Here is a 24,357-nt window from a genome sequence, read left to right as displayed (position 1 = left end):
GGTACTCCTTACGCCACTGCGTCGGCCTGTCGCGCGCGCAGGGCCAGGCGATAGCGGGCCAGCTCCTCGATGGTCAGCACCGGCAGGTCGTGCTGGCGCGCGTATGCCGCCACCTGCTCGCCACGGGCCATGCTGCCATCGGGGTTCATCAGCTCGCAGAGTACCGCCGCCGGACGCAGGCCGGCCAGGCGTGCCAGATCGACCGAGCCCTCGGTGTGGCCGCGGCGGGTCAGCACGCCGCCATCGCGTGCGCGCAGCGGGAACACGTGGCCCGGGCTGACGATGTGTCGCTCGCTGGCGCTGGAGGCCAGCGCGGCCTGGATGGTGGTGATGCGGTCTTGGGCCGAGACGCCGGTGGTGATGCCGTCGGCCGCCTCGATGGTCACGGTGAAGCCGGTGCCATGACGGGCCTGGTTGTGCTGGACCATCGGTGCCAGCGCCAGCGCATCGACGGTGGCCTCGTCCAGGCACAGGCAGACGATGCCGCTGCAGTCGCGGATCATCATGGCCATGGTCTGCAGCGAAATGTTTTCGGCGGCCGCGATGATGTCGGCCTCGTCCTCGCGATCGTCGTCGTCGAGCAACAGCACGGGCTTGCCGGCACGGAAGGCGGCAAGGGCGGCGGTGACGTTGGGGTAGTGCGTGTGGTGCGAAGTGGACATGAAACGCTCCTCGTTGAGATGAACGTCTCGGGGCGAGCAAAAAACGCGCGCGCAAAGGCCCAGGGGGACCTTCGCCTGACGCCTTCTTTCATCCGGACTATGACCGTCGGCTCTGGAATCTCACCAGATCTGCTGACCCTTGGCATGGCCAAGGCGCTCGCGGGCTCGTCTGTCGACTGACCGCCGGTGGGGAATTGCACCCCGCCCTGAAGACCGGGCAAGCATACCCCAGGCAGGTACCCGGATGGCAAGGCGGGAGGTGTACGACCTTGGGAGGGCATCGCAGGGCGGGGAACCTGGCGTGGTCAGACCCGCGGCCTGACGCCATTTGGCCAGCAGGCTCGACGTCGGAGAGACAGGTGGTGTTCTGCGCGGTTGACCATGGTTTACCGTGTCGACGGCTTTTGTGCGCCTGCAGGCCAGGCCTTTCAACGTCTTTGGAAAAAGCACCAGGATAGGGTCATTGTTGCATCCATAGAGTCACCGGCATGGTACAGGCAAGCGCAGCCCTCCTGCGGGCTTGCCCGCGATAGCGTCCGGTCCATCACCGCCTGCATCGCGGGCAAGCCCCCACAAGCTGCTTGCGCAGCCATGCCTACACCGACGGCTGCAGAGGTCTGGGTGGGAGCTGGCTTGCCAGCGATAGGGCCCTGTCGGGCGCCGCCTGCGTCGCGGGTAAGCCCACACATCAGCCCATGCGGTCAGGCATGTACCAAGTAGAAAAAGACAGTTGCTCCCACGCAGGGGGTTGAACCGCTCTGCCAGACCAGCAATGTGATCCACATCGTTTCAGGTAAAGACGTTGAAAGGCATGGCCCTGCGGGTCCAATCGCGGTGCAAGGGCCGCTGCATCAGCCTGCACGGTGCCACGCCGTGCCGCAGCCGATCCAAGAGACAGTCATCCGCGCCTTCCATCCTCAGCGCGACAGCTGCTCCACCACATACCCCAGCGACGCCGGCAACATCGGCCCATGCCCCAGCCCCTCGAACACCTTCGACTGCACCGCCACCCCCGGCGCCTCCGCCAACGCCGCCTCCAGCCGTCTCGCGCCCGTTTCGGCATCGGCCATCGACACCTGCCCCGGTGGCACACCCTCGCTGCTGCCTTTCATCAGCAACAGCCGAGGATGCTGCCCGGCCAGGCGCTGCTCGAGCCCGGTCGCCGCTGCCACCACTGCCCCCTGACGCCACCACAGCGAAGGGCTGGCCGCCGCGTAGTCGGTGAAGGCGCCAGGCCGCGTGAACAGGGCATGCAGCACGGCCAGCCCGCCATAGGAGTGGCCCCACAACGTCTGGTGCCGTGGATCGAGTGGCACGCGCTGGCTCACCGCAGGGCGCATGCGCTGCGCGAGCAGGTCGAGAAAGGCCTCCACGCCCCCGCTGGGCAGGCCCGTGAGCGGATCGCGCTGCTGCGCCAGGCCCTCGACCGATGGCGTGTAATCCCGCGTCCGGCCTTCGCGGTCGATGCGCGCTTCGGTGCGATAACCGACGGCGACCAACACCGGCGCCTGCCCGGCGGCCAGCCCGTCCAGTTGCTCGGGCGACAGCGCCCCGATCGCGGCATTGCCATCGAGCATCCACAGGGCCGGGTAACCCGCCGCCGGTGCCGGGCGTTTCGGGATGCCGATCCACAGCTGGTAGTGCCGCTGGCCGTCGACGGCGTCCAGGGTCAGGGTGCTGAAGCGGTAGGCCAGGTCGTCGCGCTGCAGCACTGAAGCCTCCATCGGCTGTCCGGGGGTCGGTTGCGCCAGGGCGCTCGGCAGGACGGCGGCCAGGGCCACCGACAGCGCCAGGGAAAACAGGGAAGCTCTCATCGAATACGCTCATGGGGTGAAGAAGCGCCAACGCCAGCGTGGCATTCAGGGCTGTGCGACGGGCACGCTCGCGTAAAACGCAGCGGATTGCAAATGCAAAGACCCGTTGGCGCAGACGCCTCTTCTGGCCCTCGTTACGAAAACTTTACGCCTACGCCCACGCTTGGCAATCGATCCTTTACGTCCCTCGCCCGAATACTGCAGGCCTGTCCCTCGCCCTGTCAGGAGCACCCCATGGGCCCCGTCGAAGTCTTGTCCCTGCTGGCCGCCATGGCCCTGTTCATCTACCTGCTGATCGCGCTGCTGCGCGCCGACCGGACGTGACCCATGCACCGTCATGAGATCGTCCTGATCGGCCTGTTCCTGCTGCTGGTGATCCTTCCGGCGCCCTGGCTGGGCCGTTTCTACCACCGGGTCATGGAAGGCCAGCGCACCTGGCTGCACCCGCTGCTGGCGCCGATCGAGCGCGGCTGCTACCGCCTGGCCGGTGTCCAGCCGCAGCAGGAGCAGGGCTGGCAGCGCTACGCCATCGCCCTGCTGGCGTTCAACCTGGCCGGGTTCGTGGCGCTGTTCGGCCTGCTCATGCTGCAGGGCTGGCTGCCGCTCAACCCCCAGGGCCTGCCAGGCCTGGACGCGGCGCTGGCGTTCAATACCGCGGTCAGCTTCGTCACCAACACCAACTGGCAGGCCTACAGTGGCGAGGCGTCGCTGAGCTACCTGAGCCAGGCGCTCGGGCTGGGCGTGCAGAATTTCGTCAGCGCTGCCACCGGCTTATGCGTGCTGGTCGCCCTGTGTCGCGGCCTCGCCCGTCGCTCGGCGAGCACCGTCGGCAATGCCTGGGCGGACCTGACCCGTGCCACCCTGTACGGGTTGCTGCCACTGAGCCTGCTGCTGGCCGTGCTGCTGCTGTGGCAGGGCGTACCGCAGAACCTGGCCCCCTATGTCGAGGTCCACACCGTGCAGGGCACCCTGCAGCACCTGCCGATGGGGCCCGCCGCGAGCCAGGTGGCGATCAAGCAGCTGGGCACCAACGGCGGCGGGTTCTTCGGGGTCAATTCGGCCCACCCCCTCGAGAACCCGACGGCCTGGAGCAACCTGTTCGAGCTGGTGGCGATCCTGCTGATCCCGGCGGCCCTGGTGTTCACCTTCGGCCACTACGTCAAGGACCTGCGCCAGAGCCGGGCGATCTTCGCCACCATGCTGCTGTTGCTGTGCCTGGGCGGCGGGGTGGCGTTGTGGGCGGAGGCGCAGCCGCTGGCCGGGCTCGACCCGCGCCTGATCCAGGCCGCCGCGCCGCTGGAGGGCAAGGAGGCGCGCTTCGGCAGCCTGGCCACCAGCCTGTGGGCGGTGGTCACCACGGCCGCCTCCAACGGTTCGGTCAACGGCATGCACGACAGCCTGAACCCGCTGACCGGCCTGGTGGCGATGGTCAACATGATGCTCGGCGAGGTGGTCTTCGGCGGCGTCGGCGCGGGGCTCTACGGCATGCTGCTGTTCGTGCTGATCACCGTGTTCCTGGCCGGCCTGATGATCGGCCGCACGCCCGAGTACCTGGGCAAGAAGCTCGGCGCCCACGAGGTCAAGCTGCTGGTGGCGACCTTGCTGGTGATGCCGGTCGGCGTGCTGGTGCTCGGCGCCCTCGCCGCCAGCCTGCCCGGCATCGACGCGGCCCTGACCAACCCCGGGCCGCACGGCTTCAGCGAGCTGCTCTACGCCTACACCTCGGCCACGGCCAACAACGGCTCGGCCTTCGCCGGCTTCAACGCCAACAGCACGCCGCACAACCTGCTGCTGGGGCTGGCGATGCTCATCGGCCGCTTCGGCTACATCCTGCCGGTGCTGGCCCTGGCCGGCAGCCTGGCGGCCAAGCATGCCGCGCCGGCCGGCCAGGACACCTTCCCGACCCACGGACCGCTGTTCGTGGTGCTGCTGACCGTCACCTTGCTGGTGGTCGGCGGCCTGACCTTCCTGCCGACCCTGGCCTTGGGGCCGGTGGCCGATCATCTGAGCGTCGCGCGATGAGGCCTGCCATGAACCTGCCCGTAGAACCTGCCCGCCAGGGTGCCCCTGTCGTGCCCGTGGCCCGGACCCACCTGTCGGCGTTGTGGCGCCCGGCGTTGTGGCAAGCCGTCGTCAAGCTCGACCCTCGTCAGTTGCGGCGCTCGCCGGTGATGCTGGTGGTCGCGGTGACGGCGCTGTTCGCCACGCTGCTGTGCCTGCTGCCCAACGACGCGGTGCCCTTGTCGGTGGGCCTCCAGATCGCCCTGTGGTTGTGGTTCACCGTGTTGTTCGCCAATTTCGCCGAAGCCCTGGCCGAGGGCCGTGGCAAGGCGCGCGCCGACAGCCTGCGGGCGGGCGGCGTCGACCTGCAGGCCCGCCGCCGCACCGCCCAGGGGACCTTCGAGTCGGTCTCGGCGACCACGCTGCGCCAGGGCGATGTGGTGCGGGTCGAGGCCGGTGAGCTGATCCCCGGCGATGGCGAGGTGCTCGACGGCATCGCTGCCGTCGACGAAGCCGCCATCACCGGGGAGTCGGCGCCGGTGATTCGCGAGTCCGGGGGTGACCGGTGCGCGGTCACCGGCAATACCCGGCTGGTTTCCGACTGGCTGCTGATACGCATCACCGCCAACCCCGGGGAATCCACCCTTGACCGCATGATTGCCCTGGTCGAAGGGGCCCGTCGGCAGAAGACGCCCAACGAGACCGCCCTGGACATCTTGCTGATCGGGCTGACGCTGATCTTCCTGCTGGTGGTGGTGACCTTGCAGCCGTTCGCCGTCTTCGCCGGGGGCGCCTTGCCGCTGCTGTTCCTGGTGGCGTTGCTGGTGACCCTGATCCCGACCACCATCGGCGGCCTGTTGTCGGCCATCGGCATCGCCGGCATGGACCGCCTGGTGCGGCTCAACGTGATCGCCAAGTCCGGACGCGCCGTGGAGGCGGCCGGTGACGTGCACGTGCTGCTGCTGGACAAGACCGGCACCATCACCTTCGGCAATCGCCGCTGCACTGGCCTGTACGCCGCGCCGTCGGTTAGCAAGGCCGAACTGGCCGACATCGCCCTGCTGGCCTCGCTGGGCGACGGCACCGCCGAGGGCAAGTCGGTGGTGACCTACGTGGAGCAACTGGGCGTGGCGCGTCACCCGCAGCCACAAGGTGCGACGCCGGTACCGTTCAGTGCCGAGACGCGCCTGTCCGGACTGGACTTGGCCGACCGTCGCTACCGCAAGGGCGCGGTGGACGCGCTGCTGGCGTACCTGGGCAGCACCCGGGCGGCCCTGCCCGAGAGCCTGGCGCGCGAGGTCGAGCGCATCGCCCAGGCCGGGGGCACGCCCTTGCTGCTGGCCTGCGACGACCGGCTGATCGGCGCCATCGAGCTGACCGACGTGGTCAAGCCGGGCATCCGCGAGCGGTTCGAGGCCTTGCGCCAGCTGGGCATCCGCACGGTGATGGTGACCGGCGACAACCCGCTGACCGCGGCCGCCATCGCCGCCCAGGCCGGGGTGGACGATGTGATCGCCGAAGCCACGCCGCAGAAGAAGCTCGAACGCATCCGCCAGGAGCAGGGCCAGGGACGGCTGGTGGCCATGTGCGGCGATGGCGCCAACGATGCCCCGGCGCTGGCCCAGGCCGACGTCGGTGTGGCGATGAACGAAGGCACCCAGGCCGCGCGCGAGGCCGCCAACATGGTCGATCTGGACAGCGACCCGACCAAGCTGCTGGACGTGGTGCGCATCGGCAAGGAACTGCTGATGACCCGCGGCGCACTGACCACGTTTTCGGTGGCCAACGACGTGGCCAAGTACTTCGCCATCCTGCCGGCCCTGTTCGCCAGCCTCTACCCGCAGCTGGACGTGCTCAACGTCATGCACCTGCACAGCCCGCAGAGCGCGATCCTGTCGGCCATCGTTTTCAACGCGCTGATCATCGTCGCGCTGATCCCGCTGGCGCTGCGCGGCGTACGGGTCCGGGCCACCAGCGCCAACAGCCTGCTGCGGCGCAACCTGCTGATCTACGGCGTGGGCGGGCTGCTGGTGCCGTTCGTCGGCATCAAGCTGATCGACCTGACGCTGACTGCCCTTCACCTGGTTTGAGGAACGCTTCATGAACACTGTGCTCCGTCCCGCCGTCAGCCTCCTGGCCGCGTTGATCCTGCTGACCGGGGTCGCCTACCCGCTGCTGGTCGGTGCCATCGGGCGCCTTGCCTTCCCCGAGCAGGCCCAGGGCAGCCTGGTGCGCGACGCCCAGGGCCAGGTACTCGGCTCGACCCTGATCGCCCAGGCGTTCACCGGCGATGCCTGGTTCCAGCCCCGGCCTTCGGCGGGGGCCTTCGCCACGGTCGCCAGCGCCGCCAGCAACCTGGCGACCACCCACCCCGCACTGCGCCAGCGCCTGCAGGACGACGCCAGGCGCCTGAGCGGGCAGGGCGAGGGGCCGGTGCCGCTGGCCCTGCTGACCACCTCCGGCAGCGGCCTGGACCCGGACCTTCCGCCGGACGCTGCGTTGTGGCAGGTTAAGCGCATCGCCGCGGCCCGTGGCCTGGACGCCGCCGTGCTGGACGCCCTGGTGCGCCAGCAGGTGCGCACGCCGTGGGTCGGGCCGCCGGTGGTCAACGTGCTGGCCTTGAACCTGGCACTGCAACAGCGCTGGCCCCTGATGCCCCGATGAGGACCCTGCCCGATGACTGATCCGGCTCGCGCCGACGCGTTGCTTGCAGCCCTGCCCGATGGCCAGGGTCGCCTGAAGGTGTACCTGGGCGCCAGCGCCGGGGTCGGCAAGACCTGCGCCCTGCTGCGCACGGCCCACGACCTGCAGCGCCAGGGCGTTCGGCTGCGGGTCGGCTGGGTCGAGACCCATGGCCGTGCCGAGACCGAGGCCTTGCTGGTGGGGTTGCCGGTACAGCCCCGCGTGCGCCGGCCCTACCGTGACCGCACCCTCGAGGCCCTGGACCTCGACGCGCTGCTGGCGGCGCGGCCCCAGGTGGCGCTGGTGGACGAGCTGGCGCACAGCAACGCGCCGGGCGGTCGCCATGCCAAGCGCTGGCAGGACGTGCGCGAACTGCTGGCCGCCGGCATCGACGTGCACACCACCCTCAACGTCCAGCACCTGGACAGCCTCAATGACCAGGTTCACGCCATCACCGGGGTGCGCGTCCAGGAGACCGTGCCGGACTGGGTGGTGCTGGAGGCGCACGAACTGGTGCTGGTCGACCTGCCGCCTCGTGAGCTGCTGGAGCGGCTGCGGGCGGGCAAGGTGTACATGCCCGAGCAGGCCCGCGCCGCCATCGAGGCGTTCTTCGTGCCAACGCACCTGGCGGCGCTGCGCGAGCTGGCGATGCAGGTCGCCGCGGCCCACGTCGAAGGCGATGTCGCCCAGGGCTACCGCCAGCAGGGGCTGCCGCTGCCGCAAGGGCGGGGGCGTCTGCTGGTGGCAGTCCGGGGCGATGCGCAGGCCGAGCGCCTGGTGCGTCACGCCAGCCGGGTCGCCGAACGCCGGCACCTGCCGTGGACGCTGGTGCACGTCGACACCGGTCGCGGCCTGGACGATGCGGATCGGCAACGGCTGATGGCGGCGCAACGGCTGGCCGAGCGACTGGGGGGCGAGGTGGTCCGCTTGCGCGCCACCGATGTGGCCGATGCCTTGCTCCAGCATGCCGTCCAGCGCCGGGCCACGGTGCTGCTGGTAGCTGCCGCACGGCGTCGCGTCTGGGGGCTGGGCCTGCCGGGTCGATTGCTGGGCCGGGCCAAGGGGCTGGAAGTCGCCGTGCTCGACCGCGAGGCCGTGGAAGCGCCGCGGACGCGGCGCTGGCGCCCAGCCGCCCGGCGCCGGCACCTGGCCCTGGCGATGCTGGTCTCGGCCCTGGCAGCCGCGCTGTCCTGGGGCCTGTCCACCTGGCTGGCACTGCCCAATATCTCCCTGGTGTTCCTGGCCGGCGTCCTGGTGGTCGCGGTGGTCGGCGGGCTCGGGCCGGCCCTGCTGAGCGCAGGGCTGTCGTTCCTGCTCTACGACTTCCTGTTCATCGCGCCGTTGTATTCGTTCTCGGTGGACCTGCAGGAAGACGTCCTGACTCTGCTGTTCTTCCTGTTCATGGCGACCGTGACCGGCAACCTGGCCACCGCCCAACGGCGGCAATTGCTGGCCCTGCGCGAGACCCAGGCGCACACCGACGAACTGCTCGACCTGTCCCGTCACCTGGCCGCCGCCAGTGACCGTGAGGCGGTTCTGGCGGCGGCGCGACGTCACTTCGAAGGCTGGACCGACGTGCATGTCACCGTTCATGGGCAGGATCCGCACGCGGCCATCGAGCTGCCTTCGAGCCGCGCCGAGGTGGACCGCGCCACCGCGCAATGGGCCTGGAAACACGGCCAGGCGGCCGGGCAGGGCACCAGTACGCTGCCCGCCAGCCAGGCCTGGTGGTGGCCCTTGTGCGTCGAGGGCGGCAGCGTCGGCCTGATCGGGCTGTGGCCGAAGGCAGGCCAGCCGATCCCCGAGGCACGCCGGCGCCTGGCGATGGCGCTGGGCCAACCCCTGGGCCAGGCGCTGGCCCGCGCCGCGTTGGTCGAAGAACTGGAGGCCGCCCGGTTGCTCGGCGAAACCGAAACCCTGCGCAGCGCTTTGCTGGCCTCGGTCTCCCATGACCTGCGCACCCCGCTGACGGCCATGCGCGGCAGCCTGGAAAGCCTGCAACTGTTCGGCGAAACCCTGGGTCAAGCCGATCGCGACGCCCTGCTCGACGGCACGCGCCTGGAATGCGAGCGGCTCGATCGCTACATCCAGAACCTGCTGGACATGACCCGCCTGGGCCATGGTGCGCTCAGCCTGGCCCGTGACTGGGTCGCGCCGGCCGACATCGTGGCCTGCGCGGTGCAACGCCTGCAGGCGGTCCTGGCGCCGGTACGCCTGCAGCTCGTACTGCCCGAGGGGCTGCCGCTGCTCTACGCACACCCGGCGCTGATCGAGCAGGCCCTGGTCAACGTTCTGGAGAACGCTGCACGCTTCTCCCCACCCCAGGGACAGGTGGTGGTGTCGGTCGCCGTCGCGGGTGACCGGCTCGCGATCTCGGTCAGCGATCAGGGCCCCGGCATTCCGGCCGAAGAACGGGCCAAGGTCTTCGACCTGTTCTACACCGCCAGCCGTGGCGATCGCGGCGGGCAGGGCACCGGGCTGGGCCTGGCCATCTGCCAGGGCATGGTGGGTGCCCATGGTGGGCAGGTCAGTGTCGACGCAGGGCCGGACGGTCACGGCACCTGCATCACGCTACACTTGCCGCTTCACCCTCAGCCGGCCGAAGAGACCCCCGCATGACCCTGGCACCGACCATTCTGGTGATCGACGACGAACCGCAGATCCGCAAGTTCCTGCGCATCAGCCTGGCCAGCCAGGGCTACACGGTGCTGGAAGCCGAGACGGCCACCCAGGGCCTGGGCCTGGGCGCCACCCGGCAGCCGGACCTGATCGTGCTCGACCTCGGCCTGCCGGACCGCGACGGCCAGGACGTGCTGGTCGAGCTGCGCGAATGGAGCGCCACCCCGGTGCTGGTGCTCTCCGCCCGCGCCAGCGAGTCGCAGAAGGTCCAGGCCCTGGATGCGGGTGCCAACGACTACATGGTCAAGCCATTCGGCATCCAGGAGTTCCTCGCCCGCGTGCGCGGGCTGCTGCGCCAGGCCAGTGGTCGCCAGCAGACCCAGGCCGTGGTCACGGTGGGCGCCCTGCGCCTGGACTTCAGCGCCCGCGAAGTCACCCTCGATGGGCGTCGCCTGGCACTGACGCCGCGCGAGTATGCGGTGCTCTGCCAGCTGGCCCGGCATCCGGGGCGGGTGATCACCCAACGCCAGCTGCTGGCCGAGATCTGGGGGGCGACGCACCAGGACGATACCCACTACCTGCGCGTGGTGGTCGGTCACCTGCGGCAGAAGCTCGGCGATGCGTCGGCGGCGCCGCGCTACCTGCACACCGAGGCGGGGGTGGGGTATCGGTTAGGCGATGGGGAGGCGCCGTGCTGAAAGGCGGGCACTAAAAAGCCGGCTTGTGGCCGGCTTTCGGCGATGGTCCTGACCTACTTTTGGTAAGCCACGGCCACCTGCAAAGGGTGATCGGCCAGGAAGGCCTCAGCGGGCGTGCCGCGAGGTTCGCGGTGGCCCGGTCACTGCCAGGACAAAGGCCGACAGCGACGGAACGTGAGCGCCAGGATACCTGGCCTCGTCGCCGTTGCCCAGTGGCAATTGCCACGCCCTGTCCCTACCGTGCGCCATTGAGGTGCGACCACCAGAACACCCGGCCGATCACCTCGATCCCGTGGATGCGCCGCTGGGCCAGGCTGTAGTACTCGCTCGGGTACTCATCGTCGTCATGGTTGTGCAGGCACAGGACGTTGTCCCGGTCCAGGGTGACCTGGTGCACCCGCAGGGTACCCAGGTGGAGCAGGGCATAGAGGTCGCCATCGACGATCCGGGTGTGGCCACGGTCGATCGCCAGGGTAGCGCCCACGGCCAGGCGCGGCTGCATGTTGCTGCCGGGCAGGGTGAGGCAGATCGCCTGCGCCGGCTCGACGCCCTGGGCCTCGAGCACTGGCCGGGGCAGGACCAGGAAGCGTTCGGCTGTCGGCTGCAGCTTGCCCTCGCGGACCGTCTGGTGGGGCAGGCGCACGATCTCGGCGTCCTGCGCGACCAGCTCGGGGGACAGCGGGACCGGCCGCTGCGGGTAGCCGATGCGTGGCGGGTGCTGGGCCGAGCGCGGGTACTTGCGCCCTTGTCCGGACAGCAGCCAGCGGCGATTGACCGACAACAGCTGGGCGAATTCGTCGAGCCGCGCCAAGGGAACGCCGCGCTTGAACCAGTTGTGGACGTGCTGGGGCGTGACGTCGCGGTGCGCCGCGAAGTCGGCAGCGGTCAGGTTGCATTCTTGCAGGAGGGCCTTGAGGCGGTCGCCGGATGTCTTCATGGCGACGAGTCTAGCGAGGAGGGGGACGCGAGGGAATAAACGGGATGTTTGAGGGGGCGGACGCATGTAGGAAGCGTCTGGGCGTCTTGCCGCACCTGCCTGAAGAGATCGGGGCCAGACAGCCCCGATCCTCATGTGCGTCGTCAGGACGTGCCTGGCCGTCGCATCAGCCCTTGTAGGCGGCTGCCGACTTGGTGATCGCTTCGCGGGCGGCGTCAGCGCCGGCCCAGCCTTCGATCTTGACCCACTTGCCCTTCTCCAGATCCTTGTAGTTGGCGAAGAAGTGCTCGATCTGCTGGATCAGCAGCGGCGGCAGATCGGTGTATTCCTTCACGTCGACGTACAGCTGCGACAGCTTGTCGTGCGGCACGGCGATGACCTTGGCGTCGCCGCCGCCGTCGTCGGTCATGTTCAGCACGCCGACCGGACGGGCACGGATCACCGAGCCTGGCGCGACCGGGTACGGGGTGACGACCAGCACGTCCAGCGGATCACCGTCGTCGGCCAGGGTGTTGGGGATGAAGCCGTAGTTGGCCGGGTAGAACATCGGGGTGGCCATGAAACGGTCGACGAACAGGGTGTCGCTGTCCTTGTCGATCTCGTACTTGATCGGCGCGTGGTTGGCCGGGATCTCGATGGCAACGTAGATGTCGTTCGGCAGGTCTTTGCCTGCCGGAATCTTGCTGTAGCTCATTGGGCTGTGCCCCCATGTTTGACCAGAAAAATTGGCCGCGATTATAGGCACATTCCCCCGGCCCATGCCACGCCCGCCAGGCTCAGGCCAGGTCCGGAGGATAGTGCGGGTGCTCGGCCTGCAGGCGCTGCAGGCGGGCGAGCGGGTCCTGTCGGTAGAACCGCTGCAACTGCTGGTACACCTGGGGGTAGGCCGTGTGCAGCAGGTCCGGGGCGCTGAAGAAGTACTCGCAGGTCACGGCGAAGAACTCGGCCGGGTTTTCAGCCGCGTAGGGGTCGAGGGCGGTCTGGGCCTCGGGGTCGGCGTCCAGCTGACGGTTCAGGTCGTCGTAGGCACTCTGCATGGCCTGGGCCCAGTCCTGCACCGACATGTCGCGGTGCAGCGGGGGCAGGCCGTTGGCGTCGCCGTTGAGCATGTCGAGCTTGTGCGCCAGCTCGTGGATGACCAGGTTGTAGCCGTCCCAGCCGCCGCTGGCCAGCACCCCCTGCCAGGCCAGGATCACCGGCCCCTGCAGCCAGGCCTCGCCGCTGTGCTCGCCGTCCCAGGCATGCTCCACGCCACTGGCGTCGCGGTGGCGCTGCGGGCTGCGAAAGTCGTCGGGGTAGAGGATCAGCTCGTGAAAGCCCTGGTACCAGTCCAGCTCGCCCAGGTGCAGCAGCGGCAACTGGGCCTGGGCCGCCAGGAACAGACGCTGGTCGGTGTCCAGCTCGAGCCCCGACAGGCTGGTCAGGTGCTTGTCGTGCAGGAACAGGACGCTGGCGTCGCGCAGCCAGCGGTGTTCCTCGTCGCTCAGCCCGTCGAGCAAGGGCAGGCGCTCACGCACGGCCTGCCATTGCTGGGTGTCGAGAGGGTAGCGGGCCAGGGTGCGCTGGCGCCGCCAGGCGCGCAAGGACCACATGGCCTTGTCAGTGCGCCTTGGCCGTGCGCCCGCCGCGTCCGCGTACCAGGCCGATGATCATCGGGATCAGCGACACCAGGATGACGACCACGACCATCAGCGACAGGTGCTGCTTGATGAACGGCACGTTGCCGAAGAAGTAGCCGAGCGTCACCAGGCTGCCGACCCACAGCACCGACCCGGCGACGCTGAAGCCGAGGAACCGCGGGTAATGCATGTGAGCGATGCCGGCCACGAACGGCGCGAAGGTACGCAGGATCGGCAGGAAGCGCGCCAGGGTCACGGTCTTGCCGCCATGACGGGCATAGAAGCTGTGGGTCTGGGCCAGGTAGTCGCGGCGGAAGATCTTCGAGTTCGGATTGCGGAACAGCCGCTCGCCTGCCGTACGGCCGATCACGTAGTTGGTGCTGTCGCCGAGAATCGCCGCTGCCATCAGCAGGCCGCCCAGCAGGACCGGATCCATGCCACCTCCGGCGGCCACCGCGCCAGCGATGAACAGCAGCGAGTCACCCGGCAGGAACGGCATCACCACCAGGCCGGTTTCACAGAAGATCACCGCGAACAGGATGGCGTAGATCCAGGGGCCGTAGTTGTTGACCAGCAGGTCGAGGTAGGCGTCGAGATGCAGGATGAGATCCAGCGGGTTGAAATCCATGTACAGCACCTGTTCTGGGGCTCCCTGGGAGCACGCGCGATGACGGGAAAGGGCCTCGGTGTAGGCAGGTATACCCAGGGGTGGGTAATTTTTCACACAAGACAAACGGCATTATACGGTCAGATGACGTTAATGCCCGGAGAGATTGTAGCGAGGGATTACCGGGTGGGGCGGCGGGGTCAGTGAGCTGCAGGAGAAAGCGAGGTGCGCTGATTCTACGGGTCCTGCGGACCCGATCGCGGCACAGGGGCCGCTCCTACAAGGACCGCGATTGCCTGTACCACCGCGGCCAGTGTAAGAGCGGCCCCTGTGCCGCGATTGGGCCCTCAGGGCCCACAAGGTTCTAAAATTATTTCCTTTGAAATCAACAAGCTATCTTGTGTTCTGTAGGAGCGGGCTTGCCCGCCCTCACGCCCGTTCACTCCAGCAGAAAATTCCCGGCTCTCTGGGTCGCGTCCCCTTCGACCTGCTGCAACTGCGCCTCGTCCTTCAGCTTCACCCCCGACAACTGACGCACGCAGGCCTCGCGCATCAGGTACAGCAACCGGTGTGCGGCCAGCCCGTAGCTCAGCCCCTCCAGGCGCACGTTGGAAATACAGTTGCGATAGGCATCGGTCAGCCCTACCCGCGGGCCGTAGGTGAAGTAGATCCCCAGGCTGTCCGGCGAACTCAGCCCCGGACGTTCACCGATCAGCATCACCGTCATGCGCGCCCGCAGGCGCTCGCCGATCTCATCGGCCACGGCCACGCGGCCCTGTTCCACCAGCGCCACAGGCGCCATCGACCAGCCCTCGCTCGCCGCCTGCTCCTCGAAGCGGGTCAGCAAGGGCAGGGCGTGGCGATGTACCGCCAGGGCCGACAGGCCGTCAGCGATCACCACTGCCAGGTCCACGGCCTCCGGGTGCGCGCGGGCGTGTTCCTCCAGGGTGGCGACCGACGCCTCGTCCAGGCGCCTGCCCAGGTCCGGGCGTTGCAGGTACTGGTCGCGGTCGTGGGCGGCGCTGTGCAGCACCAGGCTGGGCCGTCCACGTTGCGCCAGGGTGTCACGCAGCGTCGCGTGGTCGAACGGCAGGTGCACTGCATCGCGCGCCTGGGCGTGGGCGAACTGGAAGTCCAGCTGCGCCTGGGTTGGCAGGCTGGTGCCGACGCGGCCCAGGGCGATGCGCGCCGAGGTCAGGTTGCGCAGCGATGACCAGGGGTTCGCAGGGGTGTTGTCCATGTTCAGCTCCTATCCCAGTTGCGCCAGGGCCTGGCGGAAGGCCGGCGGCAGATGCTCGCCGAAGCGCACCCGGCCATCGGCCTGGGTGAAGATCCCGGTCCGTGCCAGCCACGCCTCGAACTCCGGCCCTGGCCGCAGGCCGAGGGTCTGGCGCGCGTAGAGCGCATCGTGGAACGAGGTGGTCTGGTAGTTGAGCATGATGTCGTCCGACCCTGGGATGCCCATGATGAAGTTGATGCCGGCCACCCCCAGCAGGGTCAGCAGGGTGTCCATGTCGTCCTGGTCGGCCTCGGCATGGTTGGTGTAGCAGATGTCGCAACCCATCGGCACGCCCAGCAGCTTGCCGCAGAAGTGGTCCTCCAGGCCGGCGCGGATGATCTGCTTGCCGTTGTAGAGGTATTCCGGGCCGATGAAGCCGACCACGGTATTGACCAGAAACGGCTTGAAGTGCCGGGCCACGGCATAGGCGCGCGCTTCGCAGGTCTGCTGGTCGACGCCATGGTGGGCGTTGGCCGACAGCGCACTGCCCTGGCCGGTCTCGAAGTACATCAGGTTCTGCCCGAGCGTGCCGCGCTTGAGGCTCAGGCCGGCCTCGTAGCCTTCCTGCAGCAGGCTCAGGCTGATGCCGAACCCGGCGTTGGCCGCCTCGGTCCCGGCGATCGACTGGAACACCAGGTCCAGCGGCACGCCCCGGTTGATCGCCTCGATCGAGGTGGTGACGTGGGTCAGCACGCAGGACTGGGTCGGAATCTCATAGCGCTGGATGATCGCGTCGAGCATCTCCAGCAGCGCGCAGATCGACGCCGTGCTGTCGGTGGCCGGGTTGATGCCGATCATCGCATCGCCGTTGCCATACAGCAGACCGTCGAGGATGCTCGCGGCGATCCCGGCCGGGTCGTCGGTGGGGTGGTTGGGCTGCAGCCGAGTCGACAGCCGCCCGCGCAGGCCCAGAGTGCCGCGGAACTGGGTGACCACGCGGATCTTCTGCGCGACCAGCACCAGGTCCTGCACGCGCATGATCTTCGAGACCGCCGCGGCCATCTCCGGGGTCAGCCCCGGCGCCAGGGCCCGCAGGCTGTGCTCGTCGGCCTGCTCGCCGAGCAGCCAGTCGCGCAAGCCGCCCACGGTGAGGTGGCTGACCGGGGCGAAGGCCTGGGCGTCGTGGGTGTCGACGATCAGGCGAGTGACTTCGTCCTCCTCGTACGGGATCAGCGCCTCGTTCAGGAAGTGCTTGAGCGGGATGTCGGCCAACGCCATCTGCGCCGCCACGCGTTCGCCATCGTTGCTGGCGGCCACGCCTGCCAGACAGTCGCCCGAACGGGCCGGGCTGGCCTTGGCCATGACCTCCTTCAGGCTGTCGAAACGGTAGGACTGGTTACCAACCGTGTGTACGAAAGATGCCATCTACAACCTCCAAAGCGGCACCCCCTCAGGTGCCGCGTGGCGTCGAGCGCCCCGCCGGGCAAGGCGCTCGCGCGTCAGTCAGTGCAAGGTCTGCTCGGCCTGCTGGATCGCCGCCAGTTCCTCTTCGGGCGTGCCAGCCACCAGGTGGTGGCGGCTGTAGAACGCGAAGTAGGCGATCAGCACTGCGTAGATCACCGCCGCGCCGATCACCACCCGTGGATCGACCAGGAAGCCGGCCACCACGGCGATGCACGCCAGCACCAGTGCCACACCCGAGGTCACGACCCCGCCCGGCGTGCGGTAAGGGCGCTCCATTTTGGGGCGCCGAATGCGCAGGGTGATGTGCGCCGCCATCATCAGCACGTAGGACAAGGTCGCACCGAACACCGCCACCAGGATCAGCAGGTCACCCTGGCCGGTGAGCGACAGCGCGAAGCCGATCAGGCCCGGGATCACCAACGCCAGCACTGGCGCCTTGCTCTTGTTGGTCTCCGACAGCTTGCGCGGCAGGTAACCGGCCCGCGACAGGGCGAAGATCTGCCGCGAGTAGGCGTAGATGATCGAGAAGAAGCTGGCGATCAGGCCGGCCAGGCCGACCAGGTTGACGAAGCTGCCCATCCAGGTCGAGCCGCCGTAGGCCTTGGCCAGTGCCTCGACCAGGGGGTTGCCCGAAGCCTTGAGCGCCTCGGCGCCAGCGCCGCCCGGGCCGATGACCAGGATCAAAAGGGCGAAGCTGAGCAGTACCAGCATCGCGCCGATCAGGCCGCGAGGCAGGTCGCGCCGTGGGTTCTTGGTCTCTTCGGCCGCCAGGGGCACGCCTTCGACCGCCAGGAAGAACCAGATCGCGTAGGGGATCGCCGCCCACACGCCGACGTAGCCGAACGGCAGGAAGCTGCTGGCGCCGACGGCCTGGGTGGGGGCGATGTCGAACAGATTGGCGGCGTCGAAGTGCGGCACCATGGCCAGCAGGAACACCGCCAGCGCGATGGCCGCCACCGCCGTGATGGCGAACATCAGCTTCAAGGCTTCACCGACCCCGAAGATGTGGATGCCGATGAACACCACGTAGAAGGCCAGGTAGATCATCCAGCCGCCGATGCCGAACAGCGACTGGCAGTAGGCGCCGATGAACACGGCGATCGCCGCGGGCGCGATGGCGTATTCGATGAGGATCGCCGTCCCGGTCAGGAACCCGCCCCAGGGCCCGAAGGCGCTGCGGGCGAAGCCGTAGCCACCCCCGGCGGTGGGGATCATCGACGACAGTTCGGCCAGGGAGAAGCACATGCACAGGTACATGGTGGCCATCAGCAGCGTGGCGAGGAACATCCCGCCCCAGCCGCCCTGGGCCAGACCGAAGTTCCACCCGGCATAGTCGCCGGAAATCACGTAGGCCACGCCCAGGCCCACCAGCAGGACCCAGCCTGCCGCGCCTTTTTTCAGTTGTCGTTGCTGGAAGTAATCGGAGTCGACGTTCTCGAAGTCGACCGACGCGCCTGCCGGCGCGTGTGCAGCCTGTTCGCTTGGCATAGATTCACCTTTCTTCTTGTTGGCCGGCAGGGTGCGCCGGCCCCGTGGTGATGGGGTGTGCAGGAAGCGGGCCAGGCGGGGCGAGGGAGCTGCGAGCTGCGAGCTACAAGCTACAAGCTACAAGCTACAAGCTACAAGCTACAAGCTACAAGCTACAAGCTACAAGCTAGAAGCTAGAAGCTAGAAGCTAGAAGCTACAAGTCATGCACCCCATGCCGCCTCACCACCGTCCCGCCTTTACTTGCCGCTTGCAGCTAGCCACTTGCAGCTCAGAAGAACCCCAACGGATTGATGTCATAACTGACCAGCAGGTTCTTGGTCTGCTGATAGTGGTCGAGCATCATCTTGTGGGTTTCGCGTCCCACGCCGGACTTCTTGTAGCCGCCGAAGGCCGCGTGTGCCGGGTACAGGTGGTAGCAGTTGGTCCAGACCCGGCCGGCCTTGATGCCGCGGCCCATGCGATAGGCGCGGTTGATGTCGCGGGTCCAGACGCCGGCGCCCAGGCCGAACTCGGTGTCGTTGGCGATCGCCAGGGCCTCGGCCTCGTCCTTGAAGGTGGTGACACTGACCACCGGGCCGAAGATCTCTTCCTGGAACACGCGCATCGCGTTGTTGCCCTTGAGCAGGGTCGGCTGGATGTAGTACCCGGTCGACAGGCTGCCCTCGAGTTTCTCGACCTTGCCGCCGGTCAGCAGCTCGGCGCCTTCCTGCTGGGCGATCTCGAGGTAGGAGAGGATCTTGTCGAACTGTTGCTGCGACGCCTGGGCGCCGACCATGGTGTCGGTGTCCAGCGGGTCGCCGCGCTTGATCTTCTTGACCTTCTCCATCACCACTTGCATGAACTGCGGGTAGATCGACTCCTGCACCAGCGCGCGCGATGGGCAGGTGCACACCTCGCCCTGGTTGAAGAACGCCAGCACCAGGCCCTCGGCGGCCTTGTCGATGAACGCTGGCTCGGCGTTCATGACGTCTTCGAAGTAGATGTTCGGCGACTTGCCGCCCAGTTCCACCGTGGAAGGGATGATGTTCTCGGCGGCGCATTTCATGATGTGCGAGCCCACCGGGGTGGAGCCGGTGAAAGCGATCTTGGCGATGCGCTTGCTGGTGGCCAGGGCTTCCCCGGCTTCGCGGCCGAAGCCCTGGACGATGTTGAGCACGCCGGGCGGCAGCAGGTCGCCGATCAGCTCGGCCAGCACGGTGATGCCCAGCGGCGTCTGCTCGGCGGGCTTGAGTACCACGCAGTTGCCGGCGGCCAGGGCCGGCGCCAGCTTCCAGGCGGCCATCAGGATCGGGAAGTTCCACGGGATGATCTGCCCGACCACGCCCAGCGGCTCATGGAAATGATAGGCCACGGTGCCTTCGTTGATCTCCGCGGCCGCGCCTTCCTGGGCACGCAGGCAGCCGGCGAAGTAGCGGAAGTGGTCGACCGCCAGGGGGATGTCGGCATTGAGGGTTTCACGGATCGGCTTGCCGTTGTCCCAGGTTTCGGTGATGGCCAGCAGCTCCAGGTTGGCTTCGAGGCGGTCGGCGATCTTCAGCAGGGTGTTGGAGCGGTCCTGGACGGCGGTGCGACCCCAGGCATCGGCAGCGGCATGGGCGGCGTCCAGGGCCTTGTCGATGTCTTCGGCCGTAGAGCGAGGAAATTCGGCGATCGGCTGGCCATTGACCGGCGAGGTGGTGGTGAAATAGTCGCCGTTCACCGGCGCGACGAACTCGCCGCCGATGTAATTGCCGTAGCGGGGCTTGAAGTTGACCTTGGCGCCGTCGGTACCGGGGTGTGCGTAACGCATGATGTGTCTCCTGGCTCTTGTGTTGTGGTGGAGTCCCAAAGCGTAGAGCAAACCCTGGGCCAACGCCGTGGAAGGCTCTGCAACGCGGGTTTCAGGGGAGGGCGGGCGGCGTCGGGCCGGGGGTTGTGCCTGCCGTGGCGCAACGCCTCGTCACAGTCTGTACCGTTTGTGACACGGTTCACGGTGGCGTCAGACGCCCTTCGTTGCAAACCTGGCGTGGGTGGAGGATGCTGGCCGCACGAGTCATCTGCGGAGAACAACAACCATGCAGAGCACGTCTTTGAGCCGCCATGCCAGCCAGGTACTGACCGTGGCCCGAGGCGCGAAGGGCGACGCCGTCAGCGACCCTTCCATCGCACGGTCCTGGCTGCGCTGCCTGGACGACTATCACCTCGACCCGGCCGTGCTGCAGGATCCGGTGGTGCTGGAGCAGGCCGGGCTGCGGGAAAGCCGCGAGCGCCTGCAGCAGGTGCTGGACATCGCCAGCGGCGAGCTGAACAGCCTCCACCAGCAACTGGCCGGCGCCGGGCATGCGGTGCTGCTGACCGATGCCCGCGGCATCATCCTCGAATGCGTCACCGCACCCGCCGAACGCCACGTGTTCGAGCGCGCCGGGCTGTGGCTGGGCGCGGACTGGAGCGAAGCGCGCGAGGGCACCAACGGGATCGGCACCTGCCTGGTCGAGCGGCAACCCTTGACCATCCACCAAGACGAGCACTTCCGGGGGCGGCACACCGGACTGACCTGCTCGGCAAGCCCGGTGTTCGACCCCCATGGCGACCTGCTCGCCGTGCTCGACGTGTCGTCGGCCAAGGCCCAGGTGTCGCGCCAGAGCCAGTTCCACACCATGAGCCTGGTGAACCTGTCGGCGCGGATGATCGAGAGCTGCTACTTCCTGCGCCAGTACGCGCACCAGTGGCTGCTGCGGTTCCACCCGCGTGCCGAGTCGGTCGGCCTGTTCAGCGAAGGGCTGCTGGCCTTCGATGACGAAGGCCGGGTCTGCGCCGCCAACCAGAGCGCCCTGAACCTGCTGGCGACCAGCCGCGACGCCTTGCTGGGGCAGACGCTGACGCAGTGGTTCTGTTGCGACCCCCAAGCGCTGATTCAGCGCGCCATGCCCCAGGGCAGCACGGTCTGGCCATTGCACACCCGCGATGGTCGTGCACTGTTTGCCAGCGTGCGCGGGCGCACCGTCGCCCGGCCGCAGGTAGCGCCGCGTCTGGCCCAGGTCACCGGGGTGGGGCTGTGCCTGCTCGATGCCGGATTGAGCGAGCAGTTTCGCCGCGCCTTGCGGGTCTTCGAGCGTGACGTGCCCGTGCTGCTGCACGGCGAGACCGGCGTGGGCAAGGAGGCGTTCGCCAAGGCGATCCACCAGGCCAGCACACGACGGCAGGCGCCGTTCGTGGCCATCAACTGCGCCTCGCTACCGGAAAGCCTGATCGAGAGCGAGCTGTTCGGCTATCGCGGAGGCAGCTTCACCGGGGCGCGCAAGGACGGCATGCCGGGCAAGCTGCTGCAGGCCAATGGCGGGACCCTGCTGCTGGACGAGATCGGCGACATGCCGCTGGCTTTGCAGACGCGCTTGCTGCGGGTGCTGGAAGAGCGTCAGGTGGTGCCGATCGGCGGCCAGGCGCAGGCGCTGGACGTGCGCATCGTCAGCGCCACCCACCGCGACCTGCTCGAGCAGGTCGCCCAGGGCAGCTTCCGGGAAGACCTGTACTATCGGCTCGCGGGGCTTGACGTCGAGCTGCCGGCCGTGCGCGAGCGTTCGGACACGGCGCACCTGCTCGACGCGCTGCTCGCCCAGGAGGCCGGTGACCATCCTGTACGCCTGGAGGACACTGCGCGCCAGCGCCTGCTGGCCTTCGCCTGGCCCGGCAACGTCAGGCAGCTGCGCCATGTGCTGCGCACCCTGGTGGCCTTGTGCGACGACGGACTGATCCGGGTCGAGGACCTGCCGGCGGCGATCCGCCGGCCTCCTGTGGCCGAGGCCTCGCCGCCCATGGTCGCCAACTGCCTCGAGGACGCCGAACGCGGCGCCCTGCTGCGCACGCTCCAGGCCCACCACTGGCACATGACCCGTGTCGCCGAGCAGCTCGGCATCAGCCGCAACACGCTGTATCGCAAGTTGCGTCGACACGGCATCGAGCGCCGTCGCTGAGCGAAACAGCGGGTGCGATTTGCGCCCGCCTGGGCTACCCTGCCTCGACGTTTTGCGAGGTCGATCATGCACATTCACATTCTCGGTATCTGCGGCACTTTCATGGGGTCTCTGGCGGTACTCGCCAAGGCGCTGGGCCACCGGGTCACCGGTTCCGACGCCAATGTCTACCCACCGATGAGCACCCAGCTTCAGGCCCAGGGCATCGAACTGACCCAGGGCTACGACGCCGCGCAGCTCGATCCGGCACCGGACCTGGTGGTGATCGGCAATGCGCTGTCGCGGGGCAACCCGGCCGTCGAGCACGTCCTCAATGCCGGGCTGCCCTACGTGTCCGGTCCGCAGTGGCTGGCCGATCACGTGCTGCAGGGGCGTTGGGTGCTGGCGGTGGCCGGGACCCATGGCAAGACCACCACCAGCAGCATGCTGGCCTGGGTGCTGGAGCATGCCGGGATGAGTCCGGGCTTTCTCATCGGCGGCGTGCCGCAGAACTTCGCGGTGTCCGCACGCCTGGGCGGCACCCCGTTCTTCGTGGTCGAGGCCGACGAGTACGACAGCGCCTTCTTCGACAAGCGTTCGAAGTTCGTGCACTACCGCCCGCGCACGGCGATCCTCAACAACCTCGAGTTCGACCACGCCGACATCTTCCCGGACCTGGCGGCCATCGAGCGGCAGTTCCACCACCTGGTGCGCACCATCCCGAGCGAAGGGCTGGTCATCCACCCGACCACCGAGCCGGCGCTGGCGCGCGTGATCGGCATGGGCTGCTGGACACCGGTGCAGACCACCGGCGAAGGGGGCCAATGGCAGGCCCGCCTGCTGAGCGCCGACGGTTCACGGTTCGAAGTGATGCTCGACGGGCAGGCACAGGGCGTGGTGGGCTGGACACTGACCGGCCAGCACAACGTCGCCAATGCCCTGGCGACCCTGGCGGCGGCGCGTCATGTCGGGGTCACCCCGGCCATGGCGATCGACGGCCTCAGCACCTTCAAGAGCGTCAAGCGCCGCATGGAGACGGTCGCCGAGGTGGCGGGCGTGACCCTCTATGACGACTTCGCCCACCACCCGACCGCCATCGCCACCACCCTCGACGGCTTGCGCAAGCGGGTTGGCGAAGCCCCGGTGATCGCCATCATCGAGCCGCGCTCCAACTCCATGAAGCTGGGCGCGCACCGTGACGGGCTGCCCGAGAGTGTGGTCGCCGCCGACCAGGTGATCTGGTACGCGCCGCCCAACCTCGGCTGGGACCTGGCCGGCACGGCAGCGTCCTGCCCGGTGCCGGCCGTGGTCGCCGACAGCCTCGAGGCGATCATCGAGCGCGTGAAGGGCCAGGCCCGGCCCGGCACCCATGTGGTGATCATGAGCAACGGCGGCTTCGGCGGCCTGCACGGCAAGCTCGCCGAGGCCCTGCGATGAGCGGGCCGCAGCGCATCACCCTGGCCATGACCGGTGCCTCGGGCGCGCAGTACGGTCTGCGCCTGCTGGACTGCCTGGTGCGTGAAGACCGCGAAGTGCACTTTTTGATTTCCAAGGCCGCGCAGCTGGTGATGTCCACCGAGACTGACGTGATCCTGCCGGCCAAGCCCCAGGCCATGCAGGCCTTCCTCACCGAATACACCGGCGCTGCGGCCGGGCAGATCCGCGTGTACGGCAAGGAGGACTGGATGTCGCCGGTCGCCTCCGGCTCCGGGGCCCCGGCGGCGATGGTGGTGGTGCCGTGCTCCACCGGCACCTTGTCGGCGATCGCCACCGGTGCCTGCAACAACCTGATCGAGCGCGCCGCCGACGTCACGCTCAAGGAGCGCCGGCAACTGATCCTGGTGCCGCGCGAGGCGCCGTTCTCCACCATCCACCTGGAAAACATGCTCAAGCTCTCGCAGATGGGCGCGGTGATCCTGCCGGCGGCGCCGGGGTTCTACCACCAGCCGCAGACCCTCGACGACCTGATCGACTTCGTCGTCGCGCGCATCCTCAACCTGCTGGAGATTCCGCAAGACATGCTGCCACGCTGGGGCGAGCACCACCTGGGCGCCGCCGAGGAGTGAAACCGAACCGCGGCGTCGCCCTGGCCCTGGTGCTGGCCCTGAGCTGCGGCTGCGCCACGGTGCGCACCCTCGATGCGGCCCATCCTGGCGCGCCGGTGGTGTACGCCGGGACGCGGCTGGACCTGTACGCCCTGAACGGCGGGTGCTGCGCGATGCAGCGCTTCGGCACCGAGGCGCCCGCCTGGCCACGCCTGGACCTGCCGGGGAGTCTGGTGCTGGACACGCTGCTACTGCCGTTGTCGGTGCTGACGGTGCTGGGGGTTCGGTATCAGGCGCAGGGTGGGTTGTAAGAGACGTGGGCGATAGCGGTACAGGTCTGCCTGATGCATGGAGTGGCTGATTTTGTGGGCCCTTCAGGCCCAATCGCGGCACGGGGGCCGCTCCTACAGGTGACCGCGATGGCCTGCAACGCCGTGGTGCGGCCACGGGTGTAATTGAATGGACTCGCCCCCGCCGAGGCATCACAGTGCCACGGTGGCGTTTCTTGAACAGCCAACGGCAGCGAGGGCCAGTCCATGAGCAAGCATAAAGCCAAACACAATTCCCTGTCT

20 protein-coding genes and 1 riboswitch are annotated in these 24,357 nt (G+C 68.3%); of the genes, 10 read left to right on the top strand and 10 right to left on the bottom strand.

Annotated elements, in window-relative coordinates; translation table 11 throughout:
* Positions 1-8 precede the first annotated feature (8 nt).
* A complete protein-coding gene (ribB, locus tag G7007_RS11820) occupies positions 9-662 on the bottom strand; it encodes a 3,4-dihydroxy-2-butanone-4-phosphate synthase (RefSeq protein WP_181101971.1) in 654 nt (217 codons plus the stop codon).
* Positions 663-738: 76 nt separating this feature from the next.
* Positions 739-880: riboswitch (FMN riboswitch) on the bottom strand.
* Positions 881-1,579: 699 nt separating this feature from the next.
* Positions 1,580-2,476, bottom strand: coding sequence for an alpha/beta hydrolase (locus G7007_RS11815; protein WP_181101969.1), 897 nt, complete (start codon positions 2,474-2,476; stop codon positions 1,580-1,582).
* 234 nt (positions 2,477-2,710) lie between these two features.
* On the opposite strand from G7007_RS11815, the gene kdpF reads away from it, so the two are divergent.
* From kdpF to G7007_RS11785, 6 genes are read left to right on the top strand one after another with little or no spacing between them, the layout of a single operon-like run.
* Entirely contained in the window at positions 2,711-2,800 is a 90-nt protein-coding gene (gene kdpF / locus G7007_RS11810) for a K(+)-transporting ATPase subunit F (RefSeq protein WP_181101967.1), read from the top strand.
* A gap of 3 nt (positions 2,801-2,803) precedes the next feature.
* Positions 2,804-4,498 (top strand): potassium-transporting ATPase subunit KdpA, encoded by a 1,695-nt coding sequence (gene kdpA, locus G7007_RS11805; protein WP_181101965.1) that lies wholly within the window; start codon positions 2,804-2,806, stop codon positions 4,496-4,498.
* A gap of 8 nt (positions 4,499-4,506) precedes the next feature.
* A complete protein-coding gene (gene kdpB, locus G7007_RS11800) occupies positions 4,507-6,567 on the top strand; it encodes a potassium-transporting ATPase subunit KdpB (RefSeq protein WP_181101963.1) in 2,061 nt (686 codons plus the stop codon).
* A gap of 10 nt (positions 6,568-6,577) precedes the next feature.
* Positions 6,578-7,141 carry a potassium-transporting ATPase subunit KdpC gene (gene kdpC / locus G7007_RS11795; RefSeq protein WP_181101961.1) on the top strand — a complete coding sequence of 188 codons (564 nt, stop codon included), beginning with the start codon at positions 6,578-6,580 and terminating at the stop codon, positions 7,139-7,141.
* Positions 7,142-7,153: 12 nt separating this feature from the next.
* Positions 7,154-9,778, top strand: a complete 2,625-nt coding sequence (locus G7007_RS11790; RefSeq protein ID WP_181101959.1) for a sensor histidine kinase — start codon at positions 7,154-7,156, stop codon at positions 9,776-9,778.
* Positions 9,775-10,476 (top strand): response regulator, encoded by a 702-nt coding sequence (locus G7007_RS11785; RefSeq protein WP_181101957.1) that lies wholly within the window; start codon positions 9,775-9,777, stop codon positions 10,474-10,476. The genes G7007_RS11790 and G7007_RS11785 overlap by 4 nt, the downstream gene beginning before the upstream one ends.
* A gap of 235 nt (positions 10,477-10,711) precedes the next feature.
* Here G7007_RS11785 and G7007_RS11780 read toward each other — a convergent pair whose 3' ends face one another.
* The 8 genes from G7007_RS11780 to exaC form a co-directional block, all read right to left on the bottom strand.
* Positions 10,712-11,413 (bottom strand): XRE family transcriptional regulator, encoded by a 702-nt coding sequence (locus G7007_RS11780; protein ID WP_181101955.1) that lies wholly within the window; start codon positions 11,411-11,413, stop codon positions 10,712-10,714.
* A gap of 166 nt (positions 11,414-11,579) precedes the next feature.
* Positions 11,580-12,107, bottom strand: a complete 528-nt coding sequence (gene ppa, locus G7007_RS11775) for an inorganic diphosphatase (RefSeq protein WP_060392365.1) — start codon at positions 12,105-12,107, stop codon at positions 11,580-11,582.
* An 82-nt stretch (positions 12,108-12,189) separates the two neighbouring features.
* On the bottom strand, positions 12,190-13,005 hold the full coding sequence (locus G7007_RS11770; protein ID WP_181101953.1) for a M90 family metallopeptidase: 816 nt from the start codon (positions 13,003-13,005) through the stop codon (positions 12,190-12,192).
* Positions 13,006-13,012: 7 nt separating this feature from the next.
* Positions 13,013-13,660 (bottom strand): DedA family protein, encoded by a 648-nt coding sequence (locus tag G7007_RS11765; protein WP_181101951.1) that lies wholly within the window; start codon positions 13,658-13,660, stop codon positions 13,013-13,015.
* A gap of 418 nt (positions 13,661-14,078) precedes the next feature.
* Entirely contained in the window at positions 14,079-14,879 is an 801-nt protein-coding gene (gene eutC / locus G7007_RS11760) for an ethanolamine ammonia-lyase subunit EutC (RefSeq protein ID WP_181101950.1), read from the bottom strand.
* A gap of 9 nt (positions 14,880-14,888) precedes the next feature.
* Entirely contained in the window at positions 14,889-16,283 is a 1,395-nt protein-coding gene (locus G7007_RS11755) for an ethanolamine ammonia-lyase subunit EutB (protein ID WP_181101948.1), read from the bottom strand.
* Positions 16,284-16,361: 78 nt separating this feature from the next.
* Positions 16,362-17,810: an ethanolamine permease gene (gene eat, locus G7007_RS11750; protein WP_181101946.1), complete on the bottom strand. Its 1,449-nt coding sequence runs from the start codon at positions 17,808-17,810 to the stop codon at positions 16,362-16,364.
* Between the two features lie 269 nt (positions 17,811-18,079).
* The gene (gene exaC, locus G7007_RS11745) at positions 18,080-19,600 is read right to left on the bottom strand and encodes an acetaldehyde dehydrogenase ExaC (protein WP_181101944.1); all 1,521 of its coding nucleotides are present in this window, start codon (positions 19,598-19,600) and stop codon (positions 18,080-18,082) included.
* Positions 19,601-19,865: 265 nt separating this feature from the next.
* On the opposite strand from exaC, the gene G7007_RS11740 reads away from it, so the two are divergent.
* The 4 genes from G7007_RS11740 (at position 19,866) to G7007_RS11725 (ending at position 24,096) form a co-directional block, all read left to right on the top strand.
* The gene (locus tag G7007_RS11740) at positions 19,866-21,761 is read left to right on the top strand and encodes a sigma-54-dependent Fis family transcriptional regulator (RefSeq protein ID WP_181101942.1); all 1,896 of its coding nucleotides are present in this window, start codon (positions 19,866-19,868) and stop codon (positions 21,759-21,761) included.
* 66 nt (positions 21,762-21,827) lie between these two features.
* The gene (gene mpl, locus G7007_RS11735) at positions 21,828-23,177 is read left to right on the top strand and encodes a UDP-N-acetylmuramate:L-alanyl-gamma-D-glutamyl-meso-diaminopimelate ligase (protein ID WP_181101940.1); all 1,350 of its coding nucleotides are present in this window, start codon (positions 21,828-21,830) and stop codon (positions 23,175-23,177) included.
* Positions 23,174-23,806, top strand: a complete 633-nt coding sequence (gene ubiX, locus G7007_RS11730; protein ID WP_181101938.1) for a flavin prenyltransferase UbiX — start codon at positions 23,174-23,176, stop codon at positions 23,804-23,806. Before mpl ends, ubiX begins: the two co-directional genes overlap by 4 nt.
* Entirely contained in the window at positions 23,803-24,096 is a 294-nt protein-coding gene (locus G7007_RS11725; protein WP_181101936.1) for a YceK/YidQ family lipoprotein, read from the top strand. Before ubiX ends, G7007_RS11725 begins: the two co-directional genes overlap by 4 nt.
* The last annotated feature ends 261 nt before the right edge of the window (positions 24,097-24,357 follow it).

The sequence above is a fragment of the Pseudomonas entomophila genome, assembly GCF_013523125.1.
GTDB classification, from domain to species: Bacteria; Pseudomonadota; Gammaproteobacteria; order Pseudomonadales; family Pseudomonadaceae; genus Aquipseudomonas; species Aquipseudomonas entomophila_B.
The sequence above is the reverse complement of the archived record's forward strand: the minus strand, read 5'-3'. Positions and strand labels throughout refer to the sequence as shown.